The organism is Brevibacterium sp. LS14, from assembly GCF_012027885.1.
Taxonomy (GTDB): domain Bacteria; phylum Actinomycetota; class Actinomycetes; order Actinomycetales; family Brevibacteriaceae; genus Brevibacterium; species Brevibacterium casei.
Map to the genome: position 1 here is coordinate 208,493 of NZ_SJXG01000047.1, position 24,663 is coordinate 233,155.

The window sequence follows — 24,663 nt, forward strand, 5'->3', positions numbered from 1 at the left end:
CTGATCAGCGGCGCACCCCGGTCAGGGTGTCACTCGGCGACGTAGTACATGCGCTTGTTGACGAACTCGTCCATGCCGTAGGGGCCGAGCTCGCGGCCGAAGCCCGAGCGTTTCGTGCCGCCGAACGGGATCTCCGCGCCCTCACCGGCAGGGGTGTTGACGTTCGACATGCCGACATCGAGCTGCTGGGCGATCTTCGCCGCGCGCTCCTCGTCCTTCGAGAACACGGCGCCGCCGAGGCCGAAGTCCGTGTCGTTGGCGAGCTCGAGGGCCTCGTCGTCGCTCGAGACCTTGTAGACCGTGGCCACGGGACCGAAGAGCTCCTCGCGGAACGCATCCATGTCCGAGGTCACGCCGGTGAGCACGGCCGGGGTGATGTAGGCCGAACCGTCGTCGGCGAGTTCGCCGCCGACGAGGGTGGCACCCTGCTCGACCGCGCGCTCGAGCTGCTTGCGGAGGTTCTCCGCGGCAGACCGCGAGGACAGGGGCGAGTATCCGCCTTCGACGGGCTCGGACGGGTTCGACTTCTCCGAGGACTTCGCGCGCTCGGTGATCCCGGCGACGAAGTCGTCGTAGATGTCGTCCATGACGATCATGCGCTTGTTCGCGTTGCAGACCTGGCCGGTGTTGTACAGGCGGGTGCCCCATGCGGTGTCGACGGCCTCGTCGAGGTTGTCGGTGTCGAGGATGATGTACGGATCGGATCCGCCGAGCTCGAGCACGGCCTTCTTGAGGTACTTGCCGGCGAGTGCGCCGACGATCGACCCGGCACGCTCGGAGCCGGTGAGCGAGACGCCCTGGACGCGGCGATCGGCGATGATCGTCTCGATCTGGTCGTGCGAGGCGTAGACGTTGTTGTACACGCCCTTGGGCACGCCGGCGTCATCCATGATCTGCTGGATCGCGGCCGCCGAACGCGGGCAGATCTCAGCGTGCTTGAGGATGATCGTGTTGCCGAGCACGAGGTTCGGCGCGGCGAAGCGGGCCACCTGGTAGTACGGGAAGTTCCACGGCATGATGCCGAGGATCACGCCGACGGGACGGCGCTGGATGTAGGCCTTGCCGCCGGAGAAGGACTTGATCTCCTCGTCCTTGGAGAACTCGGGCCCGTTGTCGGCGTAGTAGTTGAAGATCGCCTCGCAGAACTCGGCTTCCTCGATGCCCTCGGGAATGGGCTTGCCCATCTCCTCGGCGATGATCTTCGCGAGCTCTTCCTTGCGCTCACCGAAGAGGGCGGCGACCTTGTTGACGATCGCGGCACGATCCTCGATGCTCTTCTCACGCCACTTCAGGTAAGCAGCCTGAGCTTCGTCGATGACCTGACCGATCTGCTCGTCGGTGGCGGTGTCGAACCGCTCGACGATCTCGCCCGTGGCCGGGTTCTCGACCCGGTAGCCGGTCGCGGCGCTGACTGAACTGCTCATTCCAGACTCCTTTGACTCATGGCACCCTGGGTGATTCCAGGGAAGCGGTTGCCTACTGCGACGCCGCCCGAATCGACGGATCGCGTATGCCTGCCTCTCACGCTATCAACACGTGACCTGAGCAACAAGTGCCGGAACCTGGGGGTATCATCAGCACTCCGAGCCTCCCGATGCCCCCGCCGAGGTTGTGCGGATTCCGCGCATCAAGCGACGGATTCCGTAGGTGAGGACTACGGCTGTCACGGTTTCGGCAGGCCGGTTCGAGGACCCCCGCATCTGCCGAATCAGGGGTCCGCACCCGCCGAGGCGGGGGACCCACTTCGGCGCCGGTGACGCTCACCTCCCGAGCAGGTCGAGGGCGTTCGAGACGATCGAGACCGTGTCGATGCCGTGGATCTCGTGGGCCTCGGAGACCGAGGAGGCCTGCCCGAAGTCGCTGACGCCGAGGTTGCGCGTCCGGTCTCCGCGGATGCCGGCGAGGAACGACAGCGTGTGCGGGTGACCGTCGAGGACGGTGACGAGCGGTGCCGGGTGCGCGGCGGGGAAGAGCTCATCGGCGATGGCCGAGCGGGGGCTCGGACTCACCCGGGTCCGCTCCTGGACGGCCCGGAAGATCATCGACGGCGAGGTCAGGCACACGACACCGGCGCGGATGCCGAGACTCTCGAGCCTTTCTGCGGCGTCGAGGACCTCGGTCATCATCGCCCCGACGCCGACGAGCGTCACTGCGTCCTCACTCGCCGGATGGTCGCTCAGCCGGTAGCCGCCGGCGATCACCTGCTGCCTGCGGCGCTCCCGCAGGAGCGGATCGGTGGGGACGGCGGCACGCTCCTGGGCCACCGGCCGGGTCGTCAGGCGGAAGTACGCGGAGTCGCCGTCGGGATCGGCGAGGTCGCGCAGCGCTTCGAGCAGCGTCCATTCGAGGTCCTGCGCGAACGCCGGTTCCCAGCTGGTGAGCTTCGGGATCTCGAGGGTGACCGAGGGGGTGTTGAAGGACTGGTGCGCCCCGCCTTCGGGGGCGAGGGTCACACCGGAGGGAGTGCCGACCATGATCGAGCGTCCGCCCGCGTAGAGCCCGAACGTCCACGGCTCGAGGGCGCGGTTGATGAACGGGTCGTAGATCGTCGCGATCGGCAGCAGCGGCTGACCCCACCGCTGCCCGGTGGTGCCGAGCTCACCGGCGAGGGAGACGAGGTTGATCTCGGCGATGCCCATCTCGATGTGCTGCCCGCTCGAGTCCTCGTGCCACTTGAGCACCCGCTCCCGGTCGTCGGAGAACCAGTCCTCGCGTCCGGCCGGTGACCACACGCCGGTCTTGTTGATCCATCCGCCGAGGTTGGTCGACGTCGCGACGTCGGGTGAGACGGTGACGACGCGGCGGGCGACCTCGGGGGCGACGTTCTTGAGGTCGGCGAGGAACCGTCCGAGCGCGGCCTGCGTCGAGACGACGGCCTTCGGGGTGAACCCGAGCTCGGCGGGCACCTCGGCGACGGCATGGGTGGTGATCGGCTCCCGGCACAGGCGCTCGGCAGTCTCGACGCAGAGCCGCCCGGCCGGGGTGTCCGCGTCGAAGGTCTGCCACGGGTTCTCGAGGTCCATCCCCGAGGCGGCGGCGAGGTCGCGCATCTGGTCCTCGGTGAGCTGCGCGGCGTGGTTGCCGGGGTGGCCTTCGGTGGCGAGGCCACGACCCTTGATCGTGTAGGCGAAGACGACGGTCGGACGCGTGTCGTCGATCTGGTCGAACGTGTCGACGAGCTGGCCGAGATCGTGACCGCCGAGGTCGCGGATGAGGGAGGCGAGGTCGTCGGGGGCGAAGCGGTCGGTGACGGTGCGCAGGGAGGCGGCGTCCGCCTCGGCGAGGCCCGCGAGCAGACGGTCGTGGACTTCGGTGGGATGGGCACGCAGGAGACGCTGGTACTCGGGGTTGGGCATCGAGACGAGCCGCTGCCGCAGCGCCTCACCTCCCTCACCGGCGAAGACGGTCTCGAGCCTGCGCCCCCACTGACACGTGAGCACCTGCCAGCCGGCAGCGGCGAACATGCCCTGGAGGCGCTGGATCTGGACGTCGGGGATGACCCGGTCGAGGGACTGGCGGTTGAGATCGACGATCCACGTGACTTCGCCGAGCGCGCGGACTTCCGGGTCGATGATCGCCTCCCACACCGCGCCTTCGTCCATCTCCGCGTCGCCGAGGAGGGAGTAGAAACGACCGGCTGAGGGGGTGTCGGGGAAGCGGTCGGAGACGTACCGGTGGGCCAGGGCCGCCCAGATCGGGGCGGTCGCGCCGATGCCGACGGATCCCGTCGAGAAGTCGACGGTGTCGGGGTCCTTCGTCCGCGAGGGGTACGGCTGGAGGCCGCCGCGGGAGCGCAGGGTGTCGAGGTAGGAGACGTCGAGGTCGCCGAGGAGGTAGTTGATCGCGTGGAGGACCGGGGAGGCGTGCGGTTTGACGGAGACGCGGTCGACAGAGCGCAGCGTCGTGAACCAGAGTGCGGTCATGATGCCGGCCATCGACGCCGAGGACGCCTGATGTCCGCCGACCTTGACGCCGTCGCTGTTGGCCCGCCCGCGGTTGGCGCGGTCGATGATCGAGGTGGCGAGCCAGAGCACGCGCTGGGCGATCTCGTCGAGGACCTCGTCCTCTCCCGACGCCGAGGCGGTCAGCGGCCTGTCGTTCGTGCCGGGCGGGCTGACCTGGATCGACGTCTCGAACTGGTGGAGTTCGTCGGCGTCGCGCTGGTCGGTGCTCGGCGTGTTCACGGTGCTCTGCTGGTCGTTCGCGGCCATGGTCGTGTGCCTTTCGAGAAGGGGGGATCAGCGGGTCGTGGCGGGGGTCGGAGCCTCGGAGAAGATCGAGCTGTACGCGTTGAGGGCGAGCTGTCCGCCGAGGTGGGCGTAGAGGACCGTCGAATCCGCGCCGATCGTCCCGTCCCCGACGAGGTCGATGAGTCCGGCCATCGACTTGCCCTCGTAGACGGGGTCGAGGATGACGCCTTCGAGTTCGGCGGTCGTGCGGATCGCGGCGACCGTCGTCTCGTCGGGGATGCCGTAGGCGGGTCCCTGCCAGCCGGAGCGGATGTCGACCTCGGCCGGTGTGATCTCGCGGCCGAGCCCGATGAGGTCGGCGGTGCGGTTCGCGATCCGCTTGACCTGCTCGCGGGTCTTGTCCAGCGTCGCCGAGGCGTCGATGCCGATGATCGTCCGGGGCCGGCCGCCGGCGGCTTCGACGGCGGCGAAGCCGGCGATCATGCCGGCGTGCGTCGATCCGGTGACCGTGCAGACGACGATGGTGTCGAAGAAGACCCCGAGCTCGGCCTCCTGTCCGGCGACCTCGTACGCCCAGTTCGCGAACCCGAGTCCGCCGAGGGGATGCTCCGAGGCTCCGGCCGGGATCGGGTACGGGGTGCCGCCGGCGGCCTCCACCTCGGCGATCGCGTCCTCCCAGCTCGAGCGGAAGCCGATGTCGAAACCGGAGTCGTCGAGGCGGACGTCGGCGCCGATGATCCGTGAGATCTCGATGTTGCCGACCCGGTCGTTGACCGGGTCGTCCCAGTCGACCCAGCGCTCCTGGACGAGGCGGGACTTCAGCCCGAGGTGCGCGGCGACGGCGGCGACCTGGCGGGTGTGGTTGGACTGGTAGCCGCCGATCGAGACGAGCGTGTCCGCGCCCGAGGCGAGGATGTCGGGGACGATGTACTCGAGTTTGCGGGTCTTGTTCCCGCCGAATGCGAGACCCGAGTTGACGTCTTCGCGCTTCGCCCAGATCGTCGCCCCACCGAGGTGGTCGCTCAGTCGGCGCAGCTCGTGCACGGGGCTCGGGCCGAAGGTCAGGGGGTAGCGCTCGAAGTCGGTGATGGCCATGGCGTCCTTGTCTCTGGGGGCGGTGCTGGGACTGTGTCGCTGTCGGTCGGGTCACGGGCAGTGGTGGATGGGCCTCGTCGTTGAGACCCACCTCACGATATGCAATATATTGCATTCCGAGCGTCGCTACAATGAGGAGCGACCGACCATCCCACATGTCAGGATTCACAGGGGCTGGCCAACCAGCCGTCACCGCACAGATCAGCTGTCACCGTACAGACCAACCGTCACCGCATAGACAGGGAGAGCAGCCGTGCCGATACCCGAGGCGTCACCGATCCCGCACCGCACGCTGCTGCGCGACGACGTCTACCGGTCGATACGCGATGCCATCATCCGCGGTCAGCTCGCACCGGGAGAGCAGCTGCGCGATCAGGAGCTCGGGTCGTGGCTGCGGGTCTCCCGCACCCCGGTGCGCGAGGCCCTGCAGCGCCTCGCCCAGGCCGGCCTCGTCGTCGCGGAGCCGGGGAAGATGACCCGCGTTGCCCCGGAGAACCCTGCGGCGATCATCAACGCCCGCCAGGTCGCCGCCGAACTCCATGCGCTGGGGATGAAGCTCGCACTGCCGCACCTCGACGCCGACGATGTCGCCGAGATGGAGGAGGCGAACGCACGCCTCCAGGCCGCGCTCGAGGCCTCGGACAGCGAGGCGGCGATCGCCGCCGACGACGACTTCCACGCGGTGGCGCTCACGCGCAGCGGCAACCCGCTCATCCTCGACCATCTCGAGGTCGTCACCGCGACGCTGCGCCGTGCGGAGTACCTCCACTTCGATTCGGAGAAGGGGTCAGCCTCGCCGGAGCAGCACATCGAGATCCTGGCCGCGATCCGCGCCGACGACCACGATCTCGCCGTCACCCTGACCAGGGAGAACTGGTCCGTCCTCGAGGGGTGAACGCGATGTCGGAGATGGCAGAGCAACCGCCTGAGAGCGAAGCGCCGCCGACGGAGATCGCAGACGTCGTCGGCGGTCAGGGGTGGATCCTGCGGGGCAGCGATCTGCGACCGGCGATCGTCGACCTGCAGGCGTTCCGGGCGGGACTCGCCGAGGATCCGTTGTGTCCGGTCCTCGAACGACTGTGGTCCGACGAACCTGCCGCAGCTCTGCGCATGCTCGACGACCATCCCCCAACGCTGCGCACCCGCGCGCTCAGAGCCGACTGCCTGCGCGAACTCGGCGCACCCGGCGAGGCCGCGGACGTCTATGATCGCCTCGTCGCGGAGACCGCCGGAACCCCGCTGGAGGCCACGATGCGACAGCACCGGGGAAAGGCGCTCCTGGCAGCTGGTCGCGTCGACGACGCGATCGACGATTTCCGCATCGCGGTCTCGATGCGCCTCTCCGGCGACCCCGCACTTCTCGAATCGGCCGAGCAGGCGCTCGCCTTCGCTCTGCGCCGCCGCGCGGTCGACCCCGAGCGCTGAGGGGCCCGGTTCCCCACCCGCATTGATCGCGACCTGCCCGCACGACCCGACGAGCACCGCCGCCCGATCCCGCAGCCCCTCTTGGCGCACTGCGGGCAAGAAAACCTCGCCCATCGGCGACCTCAGAGGGTGTTGCGTCTGAAAGGACGATCGATATACTCGCCAGTAACACCCCGTAGTAACTTACGTCACATATTGAGGCGCCGACGCAGTCGTCGGCGTCGGGAAGAGGATCGATGAAGTTCCCGAAGTTCCGCCACATCAGCAAGCTCACCTCGTCGTATGCCGGACGGATCGCGCTCGTCGCGATTCCCGCCGGCGTCGTCTCCGCCGGTCTCATGGGAGGTGTCGCGCAGGGTGCCGTGCCGGTCTCGTTCTCGGTGTCGGGAAGCCAGTTCCAGATCAGCGCCTCCCAGCTCGAGGGCACGGGGTTCTCCCAGTACGGCGGCACCGCCGAGGACAGCGAGGGCGGCAAGCACACGGTCGCGATCGCGAACATCAAGAGCGCCGAGCTCAGCGATCTCTGCCAGTCCGCGGTCACCGACACGCCACTCGGGAAGGCCGGTGTGCTCATCACCGCCGGCGGTGGCGGCCAACCGGCGACGGCGAGCGATCTGCAGATCGGGATGACCGGACTCAAGGGCGACGCCGAGTTCTCGAACATCCGCATCGGCGTCGACGCCTCCGACGTCAACACCAAGGCCAAGGGCACTGCGGGCGACTTCGCCCAGGATTCGGACACCATCTCGATCTCGGGACTCGAGCAGACGGCGTGGAGCACGCAGGCGTCAGTCTTCACCCTCAAGGGGATGAAGCTCGAGCTCACCGACGGATCGAAGACGTGCTTCTGATGGCGAGCGCACAGACACGACGAGCGAACACACAGTCACGCCGCGGTCGCCACCGGACGGAGCGGACCGGCGGCTTCCGACGCTGGCGCCGGCAGCGGCCGTTCATCGGCGGCCTCCTCGTCATCCTCGGCGGGATCGAGCTCTTCTTCTCCGGTCAGCTCGACACGGGCAATCTCCACATCCAGCTCGGCATCGAGGGACTCCAGGCGACGATCATCCCGATCACCCTCGTCGTCCTCGGCGTCCTCGCGATGGCGATGCCCGTCCACCACGTGTTCTACGGGATCCTCGCGCTCATCATCGCGGTCTACTCGCTCGTCGGGGTCAACCTCGGCGGCTTCATCCTCGGAATGCTGCTCGCGAGCATCGGCGCCGTGCTCGTCGTCGCGTGGATGGGTCCCCGCGAACCGAACGGGGCATCGAGCGGGGAACCGAGCGCAGAGTCCCTCGGATCGGTGGACGAACGGAGGGACGTCGCGGAGACCGCGAGCCGGGAAGGCACCGTATGAGGGCGCCCGTCCGCAGCGCCGCGCTGGCTCTCTCGGCACTCGCCCTCACCGTTCCCGCGACGGTGCTCACGTCGATGGGGGCCTCCGCCGCCGAGGTGGGGCCCGGTTCCGGGGCGCTGTGCAGTCCGCAGTCCCCGTGCGGGGATCCGGCCGAACCGGGACCGAGCGTGGGACCGACCCCGACGGAGTCACCCACCGAGTCCCCGACGCCTGGTCCGACCGAGTCGCCGACGGAGGCCCCGGAGCCCACGGAGTCACCGCAGCCCACTGAGTCCCCGGACCCCGTCGAGGCGACGGAGGACGACGATGCGCCGATCTTCGCGAAGACCCCGGCGTCGCTGGGCTCGGAGAAGCTCTCGTTCACGGGGCTGAGCGGCGTCTCGATCGTCTCGGTGCCCACCGCGGACGGGGGGTCGATCCGGGCGCTGAAGATCACCGCTGATTCGATCACGATCACCGGCTTCTCACTCACGGTCCGCCCGCCCGGTGAGCCGGGCCTCGTGACCAAGGCGGACGAGATGACGCTCAAGGGAGATGTGAGCGTCTACATCGGGTCGATCACCGCGACGACGAAGGACGGGAAGTCGCTGACCATCGGCACCGACACCCCGCCCCCGCTCGACGACGTCGAACCGGGACTGGTGCGGGTGACGATGGGCCTCGTCGGCTCGATGGCCGATTCGATCAGCTACTCGAACACCGATCAGAAGATCGTCAAGCCCTGAGCCACGGAGCGGCCCTGAGCCGCGGAGTGAGGTGGCCGACCGGACAGCCGGTCGGCCGCTTCACTCGCCCTTCTTCGCGCGGGCGAGCTTCTTCTCCTTAAGCGTGCTGCGCACCTCGCGGAGCCGGTCGCGTTTGCGCCGGCGTCCCGCCTCGGCGGCGGCGACCTGCTCCGAGGTGGGCTCATGGTCGCCCATGCCCACCTGGAGCTCCGGCGGGCTGATCTCGGTGACCACCCCGACGTCGATCTTCTTCCGCAGCCGGAGGATCTCGAGGCGGAGGATGCGGCAGAGGAAGTAGATGCCGAGCAGGTTGGGAAGGGCCATGAGGAAGAAGATCGCATCCGAGAAGGCGATGACCGACTCGAGCGACATCGAGGCGCCGACGATGACGGCGAGGATCCAGAAGATCTGGTACGCCTTGTCCGCCTTCTTCGAGTTCCCCGTCAGGTAGCCCAGGGCCTGCTGCCCGTAGTAGCCGTAGGCGAGGATCGTCGAGAACGCGAAGAGGACGACGGCGACGGTGAGCAGGATCGGGAACCAGCTGCTCACAGTGCCGAATGCCTCGGCGGTCAGCCCGATGCCGTCCTCGGTGCTCGTCGTGTAGAGCCCGGTGGTGATGATCGCGAGCGCGGTGAGCGTGCAGACGATGACGGAGTCGATGAGCGGCTCCCACATCGCGACGAAGCCCTCGGTCGCCGGCTTCGTCGTCTTCGACGCGGCATGGGCCATCGCGGCCGAGCCGATGCCCGCGGCGTTGGAGAACAGCGCCCGCTGAATGCCGACGATCGCGACGCCGACGATGCCCCCGGCGATGCCGTCGGGGCTGAACGCGCCCTCGACCATGAGGACGAACGCGCCGGGGATGGCGCCCGCGTTGACGATGAGGATGACGATGACGGAGAGGAAGTAGAGGATCGCCATCATCGGCGTGAGCTTCGACGTCCACTGCCCGATCTTCCGGATCCCGCCGAGGATGACGAGCGCGGTGAGGGCGGCGATGACGACGCCGATGAGCCAGAGCCTGTCGGCGAGGAAGCTGTCCTCGCCCCCGGTGGCGCCGACGAGGATCGACGCCGCCTGGTTCGCCTGGAACAGGTTGCCGGCACCGATGACGCCGATGACCGCGGTGAGGGCGTAGAACGCGGCTAAGAACTTCCCGAGCTTCGGGCGTCCGATCTCGGCGAGACCGTCGCGGAGGTAGTACATCGGCCCGCCGGCGACCGTGCCGTCGTCGTTGATGCGCCGGTACTTCACGCCGAGCGTCGCCTCGGCCATCTTCACCGTCATCGCGAAGAAGCCGAAGATGATGATCCACAGCGCAGCGCCCGGTCCGCCGACCGTGATCGCCACGGCCACACCGGCGATGTTGCCCAGGCCCACGGTGCCCGAGAGCTCGGTGGCGAGCGCCTGGAAGCTCGAGACCTGACCGGGGTCGGTTTTGCGGGTGAAGCGTCCGCGGATGATGCCGAGCGAGTACTTCAGACCGGTGACCGGATGGAAGCGGAGGTAGATCGTGAGGAAGACCGCGGCGGCCATGAGCCAGACGACGATGAGCGGGATGCCGAGGTCGCCGATGCGCAGCTCGAAGAAGACGATGCTGCTGAAGGTCTGCGCGATCGGCCCGAGGAAGGACTCGATCGCCTGGTCGATTCCGGCGGCCTGCACTGTGTCGGCGGCCTGGAGTGTGCCGGTCGGGGCCTCGACGGCCGAGAGCTGGGACAGGTGTTCAGTTATGGAATTCATGCGCACGGGTGCGAGTGAGGGATTCGTCCGGAGGATCGGTCCGGGACCGGCACCCAGCATCAACCTAACAAGCGCTCAGCTCGTTGTCAGGTTGACGTCATCCGCCCCAGCGCCGTTTCGGCCCTCTCGCCTGCGCAGATACTCGACGAATCTCTGCGCGAGCTCGCGGCCCCACGCGATGAGCTCCGCGTCGGCGGCGCGGACCTCCTCGACGATCGACTCGGCCGTCTTCCCCTCGGGCAGCGGGACCGAGTCCGAGGACAGCCAGCGGGCGATCTGCACGGCGTCGGTCTCCGGGTGGAACTGCGTCCCCCACGCGAACTCGCCGACCCGGAACCCCTGCACAGGCGCGTCCGAGCCGGTGACGAGGAGTTCCGCACCCTCCGGCAGGCTCATCTCCTCCTGATGGAAGAGCACCGAGGGCAGCGTCCGTCCGGCGAGTGCGGCGAAGACCGGGTCCGACTCCCCCGCCGAGGTGGTGCGGAGATCGTAGATCCCGATCTGCGGGCGCTCCCGCCGGGAGATCCGCGCGTCCGTGGCCGCGGCGAGCAGCTCCCCGCCGAGGCAGACGTTGAAGCTCGGGAACTCACCGCCAGCAGAGCGCTGCAGCAGCTCCCTCACCTGCGGAAACCACGGATTCGCCGTGTCCTCGAGGGGACCTGCGGCGCCGCCGAGGACGAGGAGCGCAGCGTAGTCGCCGGGGGCCGGGATCGCCTCGCCGAGGTACGGACGGACGACGACCACCTCGGCGCCGGCCTCCTCGAGCCACTGCCCGAAGCGTTCAGGACCGGTGCCTTTCTCGTGTTCGATGACGAGAATCCTCACGTCTGCCATGGCCTCATTCTCCTCGGTCAAGCCGGCGAGCACTTTGCGATGCGAGGAACGCCCGAAAAGTGCGCTCCGGCTTGACCGAGAGCCCCGCACGCCCCAACTCAGCCGCCGCCCTCACTCCGCAGTGACGTACGCCGAGGTGATGCCGCCGTCGACGGTGAACGTGGAGGCGTTGACGAACGTCGAATCGTCGCTGGCGAGAAACGCCACGGCCGCGGCGATCTCCTCGGGCTCACCGAAGCGGCCGCTGGGCACGTGGACGAGGCGGCGCTGAGCCTGCACGGGGTCGGCGGCGAAGAGCTCCTGGAGCAGCGGCGTGTTCACCGGTCCGGGACACAGGGCGTTGACGCGGATGCCGTCCTTGGCGAACTGGACCCCGAGTTCTCGGCTCATCGAGAGCACCCCGCCCTTCGAGGCCGAGTAGGAGATCTGCGAGGTGGCGGCCCCCATGAGGGCGACGAACGATGCGGTGTTGATGACCGATCCCGACCTCTGCCTGACCATGTGGGTGAGCGCGTACTTGCAGCAGAGGAAGACCGAGGTGAGGTTGACCGTCTGGACCTTCTGCCACGCGGCGAGGTCGGTCGTGAGGATCGAATTGTCCTCGGTGGGGTTGATGCCGGCGTTGTTGAACGCGACGTCGACCCGGCCGTAGTGCTCGACGGTGGTGTCGAAGAGGTTCTTCACATCCTCCTCGTCGGCGACGTTGACGCGGACGAAGAGCCCGCCGAGTTCCTCGGCGACCTCCTGGCCGCGAGCCTCGTCGAGGTCGGCGATGACGACCTTCGCGCCCTCTTCGGCGAGCCGCTTCGCGCTCGCCAGCCCGATGCCCGAGGCACCGCCGGTGATGACGCAGACCTTGTCCTTGAGTCGGGTTGCCGCTGTGGTCATGGTTCTCCTTGGTGATGTGTCTGAGGTGGTGTGTCTGAGTTGGTGTGTCTGAGTTGGTGTGTCTGAGGTGGTGTGGCTGAGGTGGTGGGTCTGGAGCTCGCCGAGCCCGGCTCACTCCCCCGGCCGGGTCGCGAAGAAGACGTTCTTGACTTCCGTGAATGACGCGACCGCGTCGGGGCCGAGCTCGCGGCCGAGCCCGGACTGCTTGAACCCGCCGAACGGCGTCCAGTACCGGACCGAGGCGTGCGAGTTCACCGAGAGGTTCCCGGCCTCGACCCCGCGGGAGACCCGCATCGCCCGGTCGAGGCTGTTCGTCCAGATCGAGCCCGAGAGCCCGTATTCGGTGTCGTTGGCGATCCGCAGGGCGTCGGCCTCGGTGTCGAAGGGCACGACCGAGAGCACGGGACCGAAGATCTCCTCCGTGAAGTCAGCGGTGGAGGTCGAAGCCGGGGTGAGCACGGTCGGCGGGAACCAGAACCCCGGTCCCTCCGGTGCCGTTCCCCGGAACGCGACCTCGCCGGCGGCGACGTAGGAGGCGACCTTGTCCCGGTGCGCCGCGGTGACCAGCGGTCCCATCGCCGTGTCCGGAAGCGTCGGATCGGCGGCGGCGAAGTCTCCGACGGACTCCTCGAGGGCGGCCATGAACTCGTCATAGATCCCCCTTTGGACGAGCAGCCGCGAGCGAGAGCAGCAGTCCTGTCCCGAGTTGTCGAAGACGCCCCCGGGGGCCGCTGCCGCAGCGGCGGCGATGTCGGCGTCGTCGAAGACGATGTTCGAGTTCTTGCCGCCGAGTTCGAGGGTGAGGTTCTTCACCTGCGCCGCACAGCCGGCCATGATCCGCTTGCCCACCTCGGTGGAGCCGGTGAAGACGATCTTCCGGACGGCCGGGTGGGTGACGAAGCGTTCGCCGACGACCGATCCCTTGCCGGGGATGACCTGAAGCACGCCCTCGGGGATCCCGGCTTCGCGGGCGAGTTCGCCGATGCGGATCGCCGTGAGCGGGGTGATCTCGGCCGGTTTGAGGACGACGGTGTTGCCGGCGGCGAGCGCGGGGGCGAACCCCCACGAGGCGATCGGCATCGGGAAGTTCCACGGCACGATGACCCCGACGACCCCGAGCGGTTCGGCGAAGGTGATGTTCACTCCCCCGTCGACGGGGATCTGCCGGCCGAAGAGGCGTTCGGGCATCGCCGCGAAGTACTCGATGACGTCACGGACGTTGCCCGCCTCCCACGTCGCGTTCGAGATCGTGTGCCCGGCGTTGGCGACCTCGAGTGCGGCGAGTTCGTCGATCGCCCCGTCGACAGCGTCGGCGAAGCGCCGCAGCAGCCGCGCCCGGTCGCCGGGGGCGACCTTCCGCCACACGTCGAAGGCCGTCTGCGCCTTTGCGATCGCGGCGTCGGTGGCGTCGACATCGGCGAGCTCCACCTCGGCGATCGACTCCTCATTGGCCGGGTTGACGACGGTGAACGTACTCACGTCACTGCTCTCCTTCACGTTGTGATCCTCTCGCCGAGGCGGACCCCGGTCCCGCTCATCCGCTGCCTGGCCGCGTCGACGAGGGCTGAGACGACGCGGGCGTCGTCCGGGTTGTGCTCGGGGTGCCACTGCACCGCGAACAGCCACCCGTCCTCGCCGGTCTCCGCAGAGTCGGCAGGGTCGGGTTCGATGGCTTCGATGAGTCCGTCACCGCTGCGGGCGGTGACGACGAATCCCTCGCCGAGACGGTCGACCGCCTGATGGTGATAGCAGGGTGCCGTCGCCGACTCCCCGAGGATGGCCCGGGCGAGGCTGCCCGGCTCCGTCGTCACCGCGACCTCGCCGTAGACGCCGGGGTTCGGCTGGTAGTCGGAGTGCCCGAGGACCTCGGGCAGGTGCTGGATGAGGGTGCCCCCGGTGGCCACGGTGATGACCTGGAGGCCCCGGCAGATGCCGAGGACGGGCAGCCCGCGCTCCCGCGCGCCGCGGAAGAGGAGGAACTCGGACTCGTCGCGGAAGGGCTGGGAGCCGGTGCGCTCGTGCGGAACCTGCCCGTAAGCCTCGGCGGCGACATCGGCACCGCCGGCGATAAGGAGGCCGTCGACGCGGTCGAGGACCTCGGGCGTCTGCCCGTGCGGGGGCAGGAGGACGGGGATCGCCCCGCACCCCGCGACCATCCGGACGTAGTCGGCGGGGATGAGGGCCGCCTCGGCGTCCCAGACTCCCCACTGGGCCTGCTGCATGTACGAGGTGATCGCGATGACCGGGGCGGCGTCAGCCCTCTCAGAGTCGTTCGAAGCCACGGATCCTCTCCCAGTCGGTCACGGTCGCATTGTAGGCGTCGAGTTCGACATCGGCGGCATGGACGTAGTGGCGAACGACGTCGTCTCCGAAGGCCGCCTTGGCGATCTCGGAGTTCTCGAGCAGGTCGCGGGCCCCGGTGAGCGTCGTCGGCAGGCGCTTCGCATCGGTCGTGTACGCGTTGCCTTCGGTGATCGGCGGGAGTTCGAGTTCGTTCTCGATCCCGTGGAGGCCGGCGGCGATGAGGGCGGCCGCGGCGAGGTAGGGGTTGAGGTCGGCGCCGCCGACCCGGCATTCGACGCGCAGGGACGGCCCCGAGCCGACGATGCGGAACGCGCACGTGCGGTTGTCGAAGCCCCAGGCCACGGCGGTGGGGGCGAACGAGCCCTCGACGAAGCGCTTGTAGGAGTTGATGTTCGGGGCGAAGAAGTACGTGAAGTCCTCGATGCAGGCGAGCTGGCCGGCGATGAAGTGCTCCATGAGTGGGGAGAAGCCGTGCTCACCGTCGCCGGCCATGACCATGTCGCCGTCAGCGGATCGGAAGCTCAGGTGGATGTGGCACGACGATCCCTCCTTCTGGTCGTACTTCGCCATGAAGGTGATCGACTTCCCGTGCTGGGCGGCGATCTCCTTCGCCCCGTTCTTGTAGACCGCGTGGTCGTCGCAGGCCTTGAGCGCCTGCTGATAGCGGAAGGTGATCTCGTGCTGACCGAAGTTGCACTCGCCCTTCGCTCCCTCGACGTAGAGGCCGGCACCGGCCATCGAGTTGCGGATGTCGCGCAGCAGCGGTTCGATCCTAGCGGTGCCGAGGAGGGAGTAGTCGACGTTGTACTGGTTCGCCGGGGTCATCCCCTGGTACTTCGAGGCGAACGCGTCCTCGTAGCTCGTATCGAAGGTGATGAACTCGAGTTCGGTGCCGACGTGGGCGCTCATCCCCGCCTCGGCCAGGCGGTCGAGCTGCTTCTTGAGTATCTGCCGGGGGGAGGCGGTCACCTCGGCGCCGGTGGTCCAGAAGAGATCGCAGTTGACCATGGCCGTGCCCGGCTGCCATGGGATGAGGCGCAGGGTCGCGAGGTCGGGCTGCATGACCATGTCGCCGTACCCGGTCTCCCACGAGGACATCTCGTAGCCGTCGACGGTGTTCATGTCGACGTCGACGGCGAGCAGGTAGTTGCAGGCCTCGGAGCCGTGCCCGGCGACGTCGTCGAGGAAGAACTGTGCGCCCAGCCGTTTGCCCTGGAGGCGTCCCTGGGCGTCGGTGACGGCGACGACGACGGTGTCGATCTCTCCGGCCTCGGTGAGTCGGCGCAGTTCGTCGAGGGTGAGCGACTTCGCCTGGAGGGATCCGCGGGTCGTCCGCTGCGGGGCGTGTGCCGTCGTGGGCGCCGAGGCGGCTGCCGGGGCGACATCGGCAGGGGCTGCCACCTCGGCGGGGGTGGCCTCGGAGGGCGTGGTCAGGTGGGTCATCGGTGGTACCTCAGTTCTCTGTGCGTGCTGTCTCGTCGGTCGTTGAGGTGGTCAGGATCTGTCTGAGTTCGCTGCCTGTCTGAGTTGGCTGTCTATTTGAGTTCGCTCTCGGCGGCCTCGATCTGGGCGAACTCCTCTTCGGGGGCGCTCGCGACGAGGTGGTGGCGGGAGTAGAACCAGAAGTAGGCGAGCGCGATGAGGAAGACGCCCGCGGCGATCGCGGCGGCGAGGATGTCGACGAAGAAGGTCGCGACGACGGCCACCGAGGCGAGGACGAGGGCGATGCCCGTCGTCACCACACCGCCGGGGGTGCGGTAGCCGCGCGGCAGGTCCGGCTCCTTGAAGCGCAGCCGGATGTGGGAGAGGTTGAGCAGGACGTAGGAGACGGTGGCGCCGAAGACGGCGACGTTGAGGAGGACTCCGCCGTTGCCGCCGGAGAGGACGGCGATGAGGAAGCCGATCGTGCCGGGGACGATGAGCGCGAGGACCGGGGTCTTGCGCTTGCCGGTCAGGGAGAGCCATTTGGGCAGGTAACCGGCGCGGGAGAGGGCGAAGAGCTGGCGGGAGTAGGCGAAGATGATCGAGAAGAAACTCGCGATGAGACCCGCGAGGCCTGCCCAGTTGACGAAGGTCGCCAGCCACGAGTTCTCGCCGTAGACGAAGCGCAGCGCCTCGGGCAGCGGGTTGTCGGATTCGCCCATGGCCGCCGAGCCCGCGATGCCGGGGACGAGGAGGAGCATGAGGGCGCCGAAGACGACGAGGATCGCCATCGCGGTGATGATGCCGCGGGGCATGTCGCGCTTCGGGTCGGCGGACTCCTCGGCGGCCAGGGGCACGCCCTCGATCGCGAGGAAGAACCAGATGCCGAAGACGAGCGAGGCGAGCAGACCGCTGAAGCCCATCGGCAGGAACGCGCTCGAGCCGAGAGCGGTCGTCGGTTCGATGTCGAAGAGGTTCGCGGCATCGAAGTGGCCGACCGCGGCGACGACGAAGACGATGAGGGCGATGACGGCGATGGCGGTGATGACGAACATCAGCCGCAGCGCCTCGCCCACGCCCCAGAGGTGGACGCCGACGAAGATCGCGTACGCGGCGAGGTAGATCGTCCACGTGGGGACGGATTCGGGGAGGATGCCGAGGGCTTGCACGTAGCCGGCGATGAACGTCGAGATCGCCGCCGGAGCCATCGTGTACTCGATGAGGATCGCCATGCCTGTGGCGAAGCCGCCGAGCGGGCCGAGCGCGCGGCGGGCGAATCCGTAGCCGGCGCCCGCGGTCGGCAGGGTCGAGGAGAGCTCGGCGAGGCCGAAGACCATGCACACGTACATGAGCCCCATGAGGAGGAAGGCGATGAGGAGACCGCCCCAGCCGCCTTCGGCGAGGCCGAGGTTCCAGCCGGAGAAGTCACCGGAGATGACGTAGGCGACGCCGAGGCCGGCGAGCAGGATCCACCCGGCCGCGCCCTTCTTCAGCTGCCGCTTCTCGAGGTAGTTCTCGTCGACGTTGCCGTACTCGATGTTCTTGCTCATATCCGCCCCATCACGTTCAATGGATCACAATCAGACCATTGGCTGGGGTCGAATGTAATATGACCCAGATCACGGTGTCAAGGATCTGCCGAAGGTCGAGACGAGCTCCGTCGAGGCCGCGGAGGGAAGTCGAGGTGAGAGGAGGTTTGAGCGTGGAACGGACTGCCGATGACGGGGACGAGAGGCACAGCGCCGCTGACTCCCCCACTCGCCCTGCCCGGATGCGCGGGGGCAACGTCTTCGAACACACGATCGCCGAGCTGCTGCGCGCGATCCGCCTCGGCCAGTACCTCGTCGGCGACAAGCTGCCGCCCGAGCGGGAGCTCGCTGCGCGGATCAACGTCTCACGGGCCACCCTGCGCCAGGCGCTGAGCGAACTGCAGACGGCCGGCGTCGTCGACGTCCGCCGGGGCCGGTACGGGGGTGCCTTCGTCACTCGGCTGCCGAGCGCGGACACGGGAGCCGGGGTCGACCTCGGCGAGCTCGATGATGCGGTCCGGTTCCGGCACATCCTCGAGACCTCGGCGGCACGGATCGTGGCCGGTCGCGAACTCGGCGCCGAGGAGCGGGAGAGGCTCATCTCCGCGGAGCGGAGCTGCTGGATGCCGCTGGGGTCCTCGGCCGAGGACATCGAGCAGTTCCGCGCCCTCGATGCCCGCTTCCATCTGACGATCGCCGAGCTCACAGGCATCCCGTCGCTCACGCATGCCGCGGCGACGACGCGGGACCGGATCAATGCGCTGCTCGATCGGATTCCGTTCATCCACACGAACGTCGAGCATTCGTGCACGCAGCATCAGCAGCTCGTCGCAGCGATCCTCGACCATGACGGCGAGGCGGCGGCGACGCTGGCGGCCCAGCACGCCGAGGGCACCGAGCAGCTCCTGCGCGGATTCCTCGAGGGGGACGGCTCGACAAAGGAGCGGTGAGCAGGACTCACCCGCTGACGAGCCGTCGCGCCTCCTCCTGGTGGGCGGCGATGAGGGCCTCCTTGTCGAGCGCCTGCCCGTCCGCGCCGATCGCGTGACCGTCGATCACGCGCCACTGCCCGCCGACCATGACGCGGTCGGCCTTCTCCGCGCCGCAGAGGACGAGGGCGGGGATCGGGTCGTGGGAGCCGGAGAAGGCAAGCCCGTCGAGGCGGAACAGCGCAAGGTCGGCCTGCCTGCCGACCGCGATGGTGCCGATGTCGTCGCGGCCGAGCGCTGCCGCCGAACCCGCGGTCGCCCAGTCGAGGACGCGCTCGCACGTGACCGCCTCGGCGCCGTAGCGCAGACGCTGGAGGTAGAGGGCCTGCCGGACCTCCCGGATGAGGTTCGAGGCGTCGTTCGAGGCGGAGCCGTCGACGCCGAGGCCGACGTGGACGCCCGCGTCCTCGAGTTCGACGGCGCGGGCGATGCCCGAGGCCAGGCGCATGTTCGAGGTCGGACAATGGGCGACGGAGACGCCGGCCGCGCCGAGGCGGGTGATCTCCTCGTCGTCGAAGTGGATTCCGTGGGCGAGCCACGTGCGGTCACTGAGCCAGCCGACGGAGTCGAGGTAGTCGACGGTGCGCAGGCCGAAGCGCTCGCGGCAGAAGTCCTCCTCGTCGAGGGTCTCGGCGAGGTGGGTGTGGAGGCGGACGTCGAGGTCGGCGGCGAGCGCCGCGGACTCGCGCATGAGCTCGGTGGTCACCGAGAACGGGGAACACGGGGCGAGGCCGATCTGCACCTGCGCGCCGGCACCGCGCTCGTGGTAGGTCTCGACGAGGCGGCGGGAGTCGGCGAGGATGACCTCGGGGTCCTGGACGGTCTGCTGCGGCGGGAGGCCTCCGTCCTCCTCGCCGAGGGACATCGATCCGCGGGTGAGCATCGCGCGCATGCCCAGGCGGCGGACGGCCTCGACCTCGATGTCGATCGCGTCGTCCATGCCCGTCGGGAAGAGGTAGTGGTGGTCGGCGGCAGTCGTGCAGCCGGATTCGAGGAGTTCGGCCAGGGCGACGGTCGTCGCGAGCTCGAGAGCCCGCGGGGTCAGGCGCGCCCACACCGGGTAGAGGTTCGTCAGCCAGCCGAAGAGCGGGAGGTCGGCGACGGGAGCCCAGGCGCGCGTGAGCGTCTGATAGAAGTGGTGATGGGTGTTGATGAGCCCCGGGGTGATGACATGATCGCTGACGTCGATGATCTCGTCGAAGGCTCCGGCGCGGCTGTGCGGAGATGCGTCGGCGGCATTGTCTCCGACCGTCTCACCGCCGACGCCATTCCCACCGCCGGGCTCACTGCCCACGGGCTTACGGCCGCCGGCGTTGTCTCCCCCGGGCTCACCGCCGGCCGGCACGAGCTCGACGATCGTCCCGGTCTCAGTGTCGATGACGATCCCACCGTCGGCGGTCGCGTCAGTACTGCGGCCGAGGTGGACGGCCCTGGGATTGCGCAGCCAGATTCTTGACATCTGCGTCGCCTCTCGTGCGTGTGCTCTCAGGTGGGCCACGGCCCGCCCGCTGTCGCGGCGACTGCGCTGGGGCGATCGCCGCCAGCTCAGGTTTCACGGCGTCTGCTGCTCCGCCGGTCGGTGCGCAGTCCCTCTTCGCAGGCTTCGATCCGAGTCCGAACGGAAGTCCGAGCCGCGTGCGATTTGTGCCTGCGGGGCACACCGACAAGACTGCACTCTAGCATGTGTTCCGGATCACGAATTCGAGTTGCCATCGCCGTTCACTTCGCCTAGTGTTCTGCGATAAGGAAACTTTCTTTCACATCTTGGAAGTTGTTCCCGAGAATCGAATGATGATGAGCAGAGGTGCCGACCCCTCGCAGGTGAGGTCTCGGCTCCGTGGAAGCCGCTGGCGAGCTCATGGAGGTCGGACTGACATCCGACCGCTCCGGTTCGAGTCCGGATACTCAGGCTCGCGCCCGGGGGCCCGGATCAGCGGGCAGGAATTCAATGGAGAAGCAGATGTCGGTGTCCAAGCAGTCACAGCAGAAGCAGCGTCGCCCCGAGGACGAGCGACTTCCCGTCGGGACGTCGTTCGCCTACGGGTTCCAACACGTCCTCACGATGTACGGCGGGATCATCGCCGTGCCGCTCATCATCGGCAAGGCCGCCGGACTCGACGACAGCGGCATCAGCGTGCTCATCGCCTCGTGTCTGTTCATGGGCGGCCTCGCGACGATCCTCCAGTCGTGGGGCGTGCCGTTCTTCGGGTCGCAGCTGCCGCTCGTCCAGGGCGTGTCGTTCGCCGGCGTCGCGACGATGACGGCGATCCTCGCGGGAGGCGACGGTCTGCCGGAGGTCTTCGGAGCGGTCATCGTCGCCTCGGCGATCGGCCTCATCGTCGCCCCGGGATTCGCGCTCATCGTCAAGTTCTTCCCACCGGTGGTCACGGGCACGGTGATCACGACGATCGGTCTCTCCCTCATGCCGGTGGCAGCGGGCTGGGCGATGGGCGGCAACGCCGAGGCCCCCGACTACGGGAGCATGCGCAACATCCTCATCGCCGTCGGCACCCTCGCCGTCGTCCTCCTGCTCAGCAGGATCCCGGTCGCCATGATCTCGCGGCTGTCGATCCTCCTCGCGATCGTCGTCGGCACGATCGTCTGCCTGATCTTCGGCTGGGCGGACTTCTCGAACGTGCTCGACCGAGGCGTCTTCGCCTTCCCCGAGCCCTTCGCGTTCGGCATGCCGACATTCTCCGCGGCGGCGATCATCTCGATGTTCATCGTCATCATCGTCACCTTCGCTGAGACCACCGCCGACATCATCGCCGTCGGCGAGATCGTGAAGACGAAGGTCGACTCGAAGCGCATCGCCAACGGCCTGCGCGCCGACATGCTCTCCTCCGCCGTGTCCCCGGTCTTCAACTCGTTCACCCAGTCGGCGTTCGCACAGAACGTCGGTCTCGTGGCGATCACGGGCGTGAAGTCGCGGTTCGTCGTCACGGCCGGCGGCGTCATCCTCGTCGTCCTCGGTCTGCTGCCCGTCATGGGCGGGGTCGTCGCGGCGATCCCCTCCCCTGTCCTCGGCGGCGCCGGCATCGTCCTCTTCGGAACCGTGGCTGCGTCGGGCATCCGCACCCTGTCGAAGGTCGAGTACGAGGGCAACCTCAACATGATCATCGTCGCGGTCTCGCTCGCGTTCGGCATCATCCCGGTCGTCGCGCCCGAGTTCTACAACGCCTTCCCGTCGTGGGTCGGCATCATCCTCCACTCGGGCATTTCGTCCGCGACGATCATGGCCGTCCTCCTCAACCTCATCTTCAACCACATCGGCGCGAAGTCGAAGGACCGCTCCGATCGCTCGGTGTTCGTCGCCGGCACCGGTCGCGTGGTCCGCAGGGAGGACCTGCAGCGCCTGCTCGATCACGAGGCCATCCTCGCCGAGGGCGACACCATCAAGGACGGCCGCATCGTCGACTGCAACGGTGAGGAGGTCCCGGTCGTCACCGATGACCAGCACGAGAAGATCGCCGAGGCGGTCCGCAACGGCGAGGTCAAGACCCGTGACGATGTTCGCCGGGTGATCGAGGAGACGGGAACGGAGACGCCCGACCGCTGACAGACCGGGTCGGTGAGCCTGTCGAAGGTGGAGAGCGGTGCAGAGAAGGACGGCCCAGTCAGTCTGACTGGGCCGTCCCCCTTTGAGTGGTCGTGCGGTCATGCGGTCATGCGGCTTTCTGACCCGGCTATCGAGTAGTCGTGGGAGTGGGTGGCCAAGCGGGCCTGGTCGAAAGACTGAGGAACAGGCTGGTCAGAACGGCGGGGGTTCGCCGTTGTCCCAGACCCAGCGCCGTACCTTCGAGTTCTGTGGGTTCGACTTTCGAGCGCCCGGATTCTTGGGGCCAGGATTCCGGGAGTTTCGCTCCGGGGAGTTCGTGTGCGCCAGGGTCGGATCGCCTGAGTCCTCACCGTCACGGCACCGGAGCAGCCACGGGGAGATTTCCGGCGCGTTCACCCAGCCTGGAGAGCCGACGCTTCCTTCGGGACCCGGGCACTCCTCAGCGAACATGATGTCACCCGGTTCCGGCACAGGAGTGACTGCATCGCTATCAAAGCCACTGTCGCGCTCCGAGCCACCGTCGCCACCCGCAGCGCTGCCTCGTTCCGAAACAGTGCCCGCGCCATCGTCTGTCGCTGGAGCGTCTCCCACGTTCCCGCTCACGCTCTGAGCCCCGTCGCCCATCAACCGAGCCGCGTCACCCATCAGCCGAGCGTTCTCGATGTTGACAGGGTTGTCCCCTGCAGCCACCGTCGCCCTGATTCCGTGCGGGAATCGGTACTCCAGCACGCCGTTCTCGTCCATGCTCACCGAGCACTTCCCGTCGGTCTTCGCCTGGTGGTCCTTCTTGCACAGCGGGTGGAGGTTGCCGAACACGGTGAGTCCGCCCGTGGCCGGATCATCGTGGTTGTAGGGGATGATGTGATCGACTTCGGAGGACTCCGCTCGCCGTCGACAGCCGGGCATCGTGCATCTCTGCCATTTCGTCACCAGCGTCTGTCGCACCGACTGCGGGATGTAGTAGCTCTTGGCCTTGGCGTCGATGGGAGTACCGGTGGCAGGATCGGTGAGGATCCTGGTCCAGGTCGAGCACTGGCCAGCGATCGCCCTCGCCGTCTCCGCCGGGATCGGCGACCCATCGGGGAAGGCGCCGGGCAGGTCGGACTGTCCGAGAAGAGTCATACAGGGCACGGTGGTGATCATCTTCGCCTGCAGGGCGAACCAGTACGGACCCGTCGGCATCGACACGAGCACTTTGATGCGACTGCGACCCTGTTCGTCGCGATCGACGACCGAACCGGAGTCCAGCTCGTAATCCTCGGCGACGATGCCATCGGACTCGGCAAGTCTGCCGGAACCGTCATGGGGAAGTCCGTCAGCGCGGAGTCCGTCAGCGCGGAGTCCGTCAGCGCCGGCCCGGGCGCCGTCCTCGGCCCCGTCCCCGGTTCCGCCGCCGACCGAATCGGTGCTCTTGCCGGCCGGGATGCTCGTGGCGGTGTCGACCGCCTCGGCGATGGAATCATCGATGTCGTCGACGCTGCGGACGTGCTCGAGGTCGAGCGGGATCTGCCGAGTCGTCGTCGCCCCAGTTTCGGTGTCTTCCGCGAGGACTTCGATGCGGACCTGGGGACGGGTGCATGTGGCGATGTCGAACATCAGCGCGTCGATCGCACGATCGTCTTCGATGACGGCACCCTCGGGCAGCTGGTCGGCGAAACAGGCCGTGTTGCCGTTTCGGATCGCCTTCGCGAATGCCTCGATCCGCAGATAGTAGGCCTGCAGGTCGGCCGAGGGTCCGACGAGGGAGACGCTGGCAGTCCCGTCGGGATACGTCGTAATGGACACCCGTCGTTTCTCGTGCGCCGTCTTCGTGCGATCGGGTTCGGGCTGGATCGCATTGATCCGTGTGCCCAGGGACTTCGCGAACGTCTCCGGGGTGATGTCGGCACGCCTCCCGGCAAGGTAGTCGTCGATGTTCGGCAGCAGTGCGAAGCGCACGTCCTGGCACAGCCGCGTCGCGACGTTGACGTGTTCGATGGTGAACTCGCCGTCGAGGCAGCGCTGATAGAACTGCGGCAGCCCGTGAACGAGGATCATCGACGCGGTCACGTGGCTGTAGGTGCGCGAGGTCGTCGCGCCGAGGACGGTGGCGAATTCGGCAAGGTCCTCGGTGTGGGAGTACATGTGCACCCAGTTGTAGAACGTCGAGTCCGGCCGAAACCGCGGGAACCCCGGCAGATGCTCGGGTTCCGGGGAATCTGCGCCGAGTCCTGCTCCACCGAGTCCTGCTGCAGAGACTGCTGCTTCGCCGGCAGCGCCGACAGCTGCTTCGTCGGGGGAGGCATCGGTGGGTCCGTCCGCGTTCGAGGACTCCGCTTCGTCGGTACGGCCATCGGAGTTCGCGGACTCACCCTCGTCGGTCACAGCCTCCGCAGACGCACCACTGTTCGAAGGGCCTTCGAGCTCGTCGCTCTCGGGAACCTCATACCTGTGGGCGGTGTCGATGAACGACGCATGTGCATAGGGCTCATCGGGCCGGGGATTGAGGAGGCGGAGGTGCTCGATGACTTCGTCGAGGAACAGCCCGGCAGTGGTCCGCATCGCGTCGAAATGCGCGCGGTCACAGGCGGTGTAGACAGAAAGGGCGTCGGCGAACGGGG

At 68.0% G+C, this 24,663-nt stretch carries 19 protein-coding genes; 7 read left to right on the forward strand and 12 right to left on the reverse strand.

Annotation, left to right across the window (positions count from 1 at the left end):
• Positions 1 to 29: 29 nt before the first annotated feature.
• From EZE58_RS08990 to EZE58_RS09000, 3 genes are all read right to left on the reverse strand, one after another.
• Complete coding sequence (locus EZE58_RS08990) at positions 30 to 1,424, reverse strand: NAD-dependent succinate-semialdehyde dehydrogenase (RefSeq protein ID WP_009379743.1); 1,395 nt, start codon at positions 1,422 to 1,424, stop codon at positions 30 to 32.
• A gap of 336 nt (positions 1,425 to 1,760) precedes the next feature.
• Positions 1,761 to 4,211 (reverse strand): pyruvate dehydrogenase, encoded by a 2,451-nt coding sequence (locus EZE58_RS08995; protein ID WP_167560302.1) that lies wholly within the window; start codon positions 4,209 to 4,211, stop codon positions 1,761 to 1,763.
• 27 nt (positions 4,212 to 4,238) lie between these two features.
• Positions 4,239 to 5,285: a 1-aminocyclopropane-1-carboxylate deaminase gene (locus tag EZE58_RS09000; RefSeq protein WP_167560304.1), complete on the reverse strand. Its 1,047-nt coding sequence runs from the start codon at positions 5,283 to 5,285 to the stop codon at positions 4,239 to 4,241.
• Between the two features lie 253 nt (positions 5,286 to 5,538).
• On the opposite strand from EZE58_RS09000, the gene EZE58_RS09005 reads away from it, so the two are divergent.
• From EZE58_RS09005 to EZE58_RS09025, 5 genes are all read left to right on the forward strand, one after another.
• Positions 5,539 to 6,180, forward strand: a complete 642-nt coding sequence (locus tag EZE58_RS09005) for a GntR family transcriptional regulator (protein ID WP_009379750.1) — start codon at positions 5,539 to 5,541, stop codon at positions 6,178 to 6,180.
• A gap of 14 nt (positions 6,181 to 6,194) precedes the next feature.
• Complete coding sequence (locus tag EZE58_RS09010; protein ID WP_100227502.1) at positions 6,195 to 6,710, forward strand: tetratricopeptide repeat protein; 516 nt, start codon at positions 6,195 to 6,197, stop codon at positions 6,708 to 6,710.
• A 236-nt stretch (positions 6,711 to 6,946) separates the two neighbouring features.
• The gene (locus EZE58_RS09015) at positions 6,947 to 7,561 is read left to right on the forward strand and encodes a DUF6230 family protein (protein ID WP_009379755.1); all 615 of its coding nucleotides are present in this window, start codon (positions 6,947 to 6,949) and stop codon (positions 7,559 to 7,561) included.
• Entirely contained in the window at positions 7,561 to 8,070 is a 510-nt protein-coding gene (locus EZE58_RS17210; protein WP_009379757.1) for a DUF6114 domain-containing protein, read from the forward strand. Before EZE58_RS09015 ends, EZE58_RS17210 begins: the two co-directional genes overlap by 1 nt.
• Entirely contained in the window at positions 8,067 to 8,795 is a 729-nt protein-coding gene (locus EZE58_RS09025; RefSeq protein WP_009379759.1) for a hypothetical protein, read from the forward strand. The genes EZE58_RS17210 and EZE58_RS09025 overlap by 4 nt, the downstream gene beginning before the upstream one ends.
• A 60-nt stretch (positions 8,796 to 8,855) precedes the next feature.
• Here EZE58_RS09025 and EZE58_RS09030 read toward each other — a convergent pair whose 3' ends face one another.
• From EZE58_RS09030 to eat, 7 genes are all read right to left on the reverse strand, one after another.
• Positions 8,856 to 10,538, reverse strand: coding sequence for an alanine/glycine:cation symporter family protein (locus tag EZE58_RS09030; RefSeq protein ID WP_100227503.1), 1,683 nt, complete (start codon positions 10,536 to 10,538; stop codon positions 8,856 to 8,858).
• Between the two features lie 75 nt (positions 10,539 to 10,613).
• Entirely contained in the window at positions 10,614 to 11,372 is a 759-nt protein-coding gene (locus EZE58_RS09035; protein WP_009379763.1) for a type 1 glutamine amidotransferase, read from the reverse strand.
• A 111-nt stretch (positions 11,373 to 11,483) separates the two neighbouring features.
• Positions 11,484 to 12,260, reverse strand: coding sequence for a 3-oxoacyl-ACP reductase (locus EZE58_RS09040; protein WP_009379773.1), 777 nt, complete (start codon positions 12,258 to 12,260; stop codon positions 11,484 to 11,486).
• 111 nt (positions 12,261 to 12,371) lie between these two features.
• Positions 12,372 to 13,739, reverse strand: a complete 1,368-nt coding sequence (locus EZE58_RS09045; protein WP_167560306.1) for an aldehyde dehydrogenase family protein — start codon at positions 13,737 to 13,739, stop codon at positions 12,372 to 12,374.
• A gap of 14 nt (positions 13,740 to 13,753) precedes the next feature.
• Positions 13,754 to 14,542: a gamma-glutamyl-gamma-aminobutyrate hydrolase family protein gene (locus EZE58_RS09050; RefSeq protein WP_167560308.1), complete on the reverse strand. Its 789-nt coding sequence runs from the start codon at positions 14,540 to 14,542 to the stop codon at positions 13,754 to 13,756.
• On the reverse strand, positions 14,523 to 16,007 hold the full coding sequence (locus EZE58_RS09055) for a glutamine synthetase family protein (RefSeq protein WP_240941205.1): 1,485 nt from the start codon (positions 16,005 to 16,007) through the stop codon (positions 14,523 to 14,525). Before EZE58_RS09055 ends, EZE58_RS09050 begins: the two co-directional genes overlap by 20 nt.
• A gap of 92 nt (positions 16,008 to 16,099) precedes the next feature.
• A complete protein-coding gene (eat, locus tag EZE58_RS09060; RefSeq protein ID WP_167560310.1) occupies positions 16,100 to 17,536 on the reverse strand; it encodes an ethanolamine permease in 1,437 nt (478 codons plus the stop codon).
• A 152-nt stretch (positions 17,537 to 17,688) separates the two neighbouring features.
• Here eat and EZE58_RS09065 point away from each other — a divergent pair, with 152 nt between their 5' ends.
• Positions 17,689 to 18,465, forward strand: a complete 777-nt coding sequence (locus EZE58_RS09065; RefSeq protein WP_342474399.1) for a GntR family transcriptional regulator — start codon at positions 17,689 to 17,691, stop codon at positions 18,463 to 18,465.
• A gap of 7 nt (positions 18,466 to 18,472) precedes the next feature.
• On the opposite strand, the gene EZE58_RS09070 is transcribed toward EZE58_RS09065, so the two are convergent.
• Positions 18,473 to 19,963, reverse strand: coding sequence for an 8-oxoguanine deaminase (locus EZE58_RS09070; RefSeq protein ID WP_167560314.1), 1,491 nt, complete (start codon positions 19,961 to 19,963; stop codon positions 18,473 to 18,475).
• A 489-nt stretch (positions 19,964 to 20,452) separates the two neighbouring features.
• Between EZE58_RS09070 and EZE58_RS09075 the strand changes: the two genes are divergently transcribed.
• Complete coding sequence (locus tag EZE58_RS09075; protein ID WP_009379791.1) at positions 20,453 to 22,063, forward strand: nucleobase:cation symporter-2 family protein; 1,611 nt, start codon at positions 20,453 to 20,455, stop codon at positions 22,061 to 22,063.
• Between the two features lie 192 nt (positions 22,064 to 22,255).
• Here EZE58_RS09075 and EZE58_RS09080 read toward each other — a convergent pair whose 3' ends face one another.
• Complete coding sequence (locus EZE58_RS09080) at positions 22,256 to 24,604, reverse strand: HNH endonuclease signature motif containing protein (protein WP_167560316.1); 2,349 nt, start codon at positions 24,602 to 24,604, stop codon at positions 22,256 to 22,258.
• Positions 24,605 to 24,663 lie beyond the last annotated feature (59 nt).

What these genes read in the sequence shown, in the direction of transcription:
- EZE58_RS08990 (WP_009379743.1), bottom strand. Translation starts at nt 1,424, where the DNA reads ATGAGCAGTTCAGTCAGCGCCGCGACCGGCTACCGGGTCGAGAACCCG.
- EZE58_RS08995 (WP_167560302.1), bottom strand. Translation starts at nt 4,211, where the DNA reads ATGGCCGCGAACGACCAGCAGAGCACCGTGAACACGCCGAGCACCGAC.
- EZE58_RS09000 (WP_167560304.1), bottom strand. Translation starts at nt 5,285, where the DNA reads ATGGCCATCACCGACTTCGAGCGCTACCCCCTGACCTTCGGCCCGAGC.
- EZE58_RS09010 (WP_100227502.1), top strand. Translation starts at nt 6,195, where the DNA reads ATGGCAGAGCAACCGCCTGAGAGCGAAGCGCCGCCGACGGAGATCGCA.
- EZE58_RS09015 (WP_009379755.1), top strand. Translation starts at nt 6,947, where the DNA reads ATGAAGTTCCCGAAGTTCCGCCACATCAGCAAGCTCACCTCGTCGTAT.
- EZE58_RS17210 (WP_009379757.1), top strand. Translation starts at nt 7,561, where the DNA reads ATGGCGAGCGCACAGACACGACGAGCGAACACACAGTCACGCCGCGGT.
- EZE58_RS09025 (WP_009379759.1), top strand. Translation starts at nt 8,067, where the DNA reads ATGAGGGCGCCCGTCCGCAGCGCCGCGCTGGCTCTCTCGGCACTCGCC.
- EZE58_RS09030 (WP_100227503.1), bottom strand. Translation starts at nt 10,538, where the DNA reads ATGAATTCCATAACTGAACACCTGTCCCAGCTCTCGGCCGTCGAGGCC.
- EZE58_RS09035 (WP_009379763.1), bottom strand. Translation starts at nt 11,372, where the DNA reads ATGGCAGACGTGAGGATTCTCGTCATCGAACACGAGAAAGGCACCGGT.
- EZE58_RS09040 (WP_009379773.1), bottom strand. Translation starts at nt 12,260, where the DNA reads ATGACCACAGCGGCAACCCGACTCAAGGACAAGGTCTGCGTCATCACC.
- EZE58_RS09055 (WP_240941205.1), bottom strand. Translation starts at nt 16,007, where the DNA reads ATGACCCACCTGACCACGCCCTCCGAGGCCACCCCCGCCGAGGTGGCA.
- eat (WP_167560310.1), bottom strand. Translation starts at nt 17,536, where the DNA reads ATGAGCAAGAACATCGAGTACGGCAACGTCGACGAGAACTACCTCGAG.
- EZE58_RS09070 (WP_167560314.1), bottom strand. Translation starts at nt 19,963, where the DNA reads ATGTCAAGAATCTGGCTGCGCAATCCCAGGGCCGTCCACCTCGGCCGC.
- EZE58_RS09075 (WP_009379791.1), top strand. Translation starts at nt 20,453, where the DNA reads ATGGAGAAGCAGATGTCGGTGTCCAAGCAGTCACAGCAGAAGCAGCGT.
- EZE58_RS09080 (WP_167560316.1), bottom strand. Translation starts at nt 24,604, where the DNA reads ATGCGGACCACTGCCGGGCTGTTCCTCGACGAAGTCATCGAGCACCTC.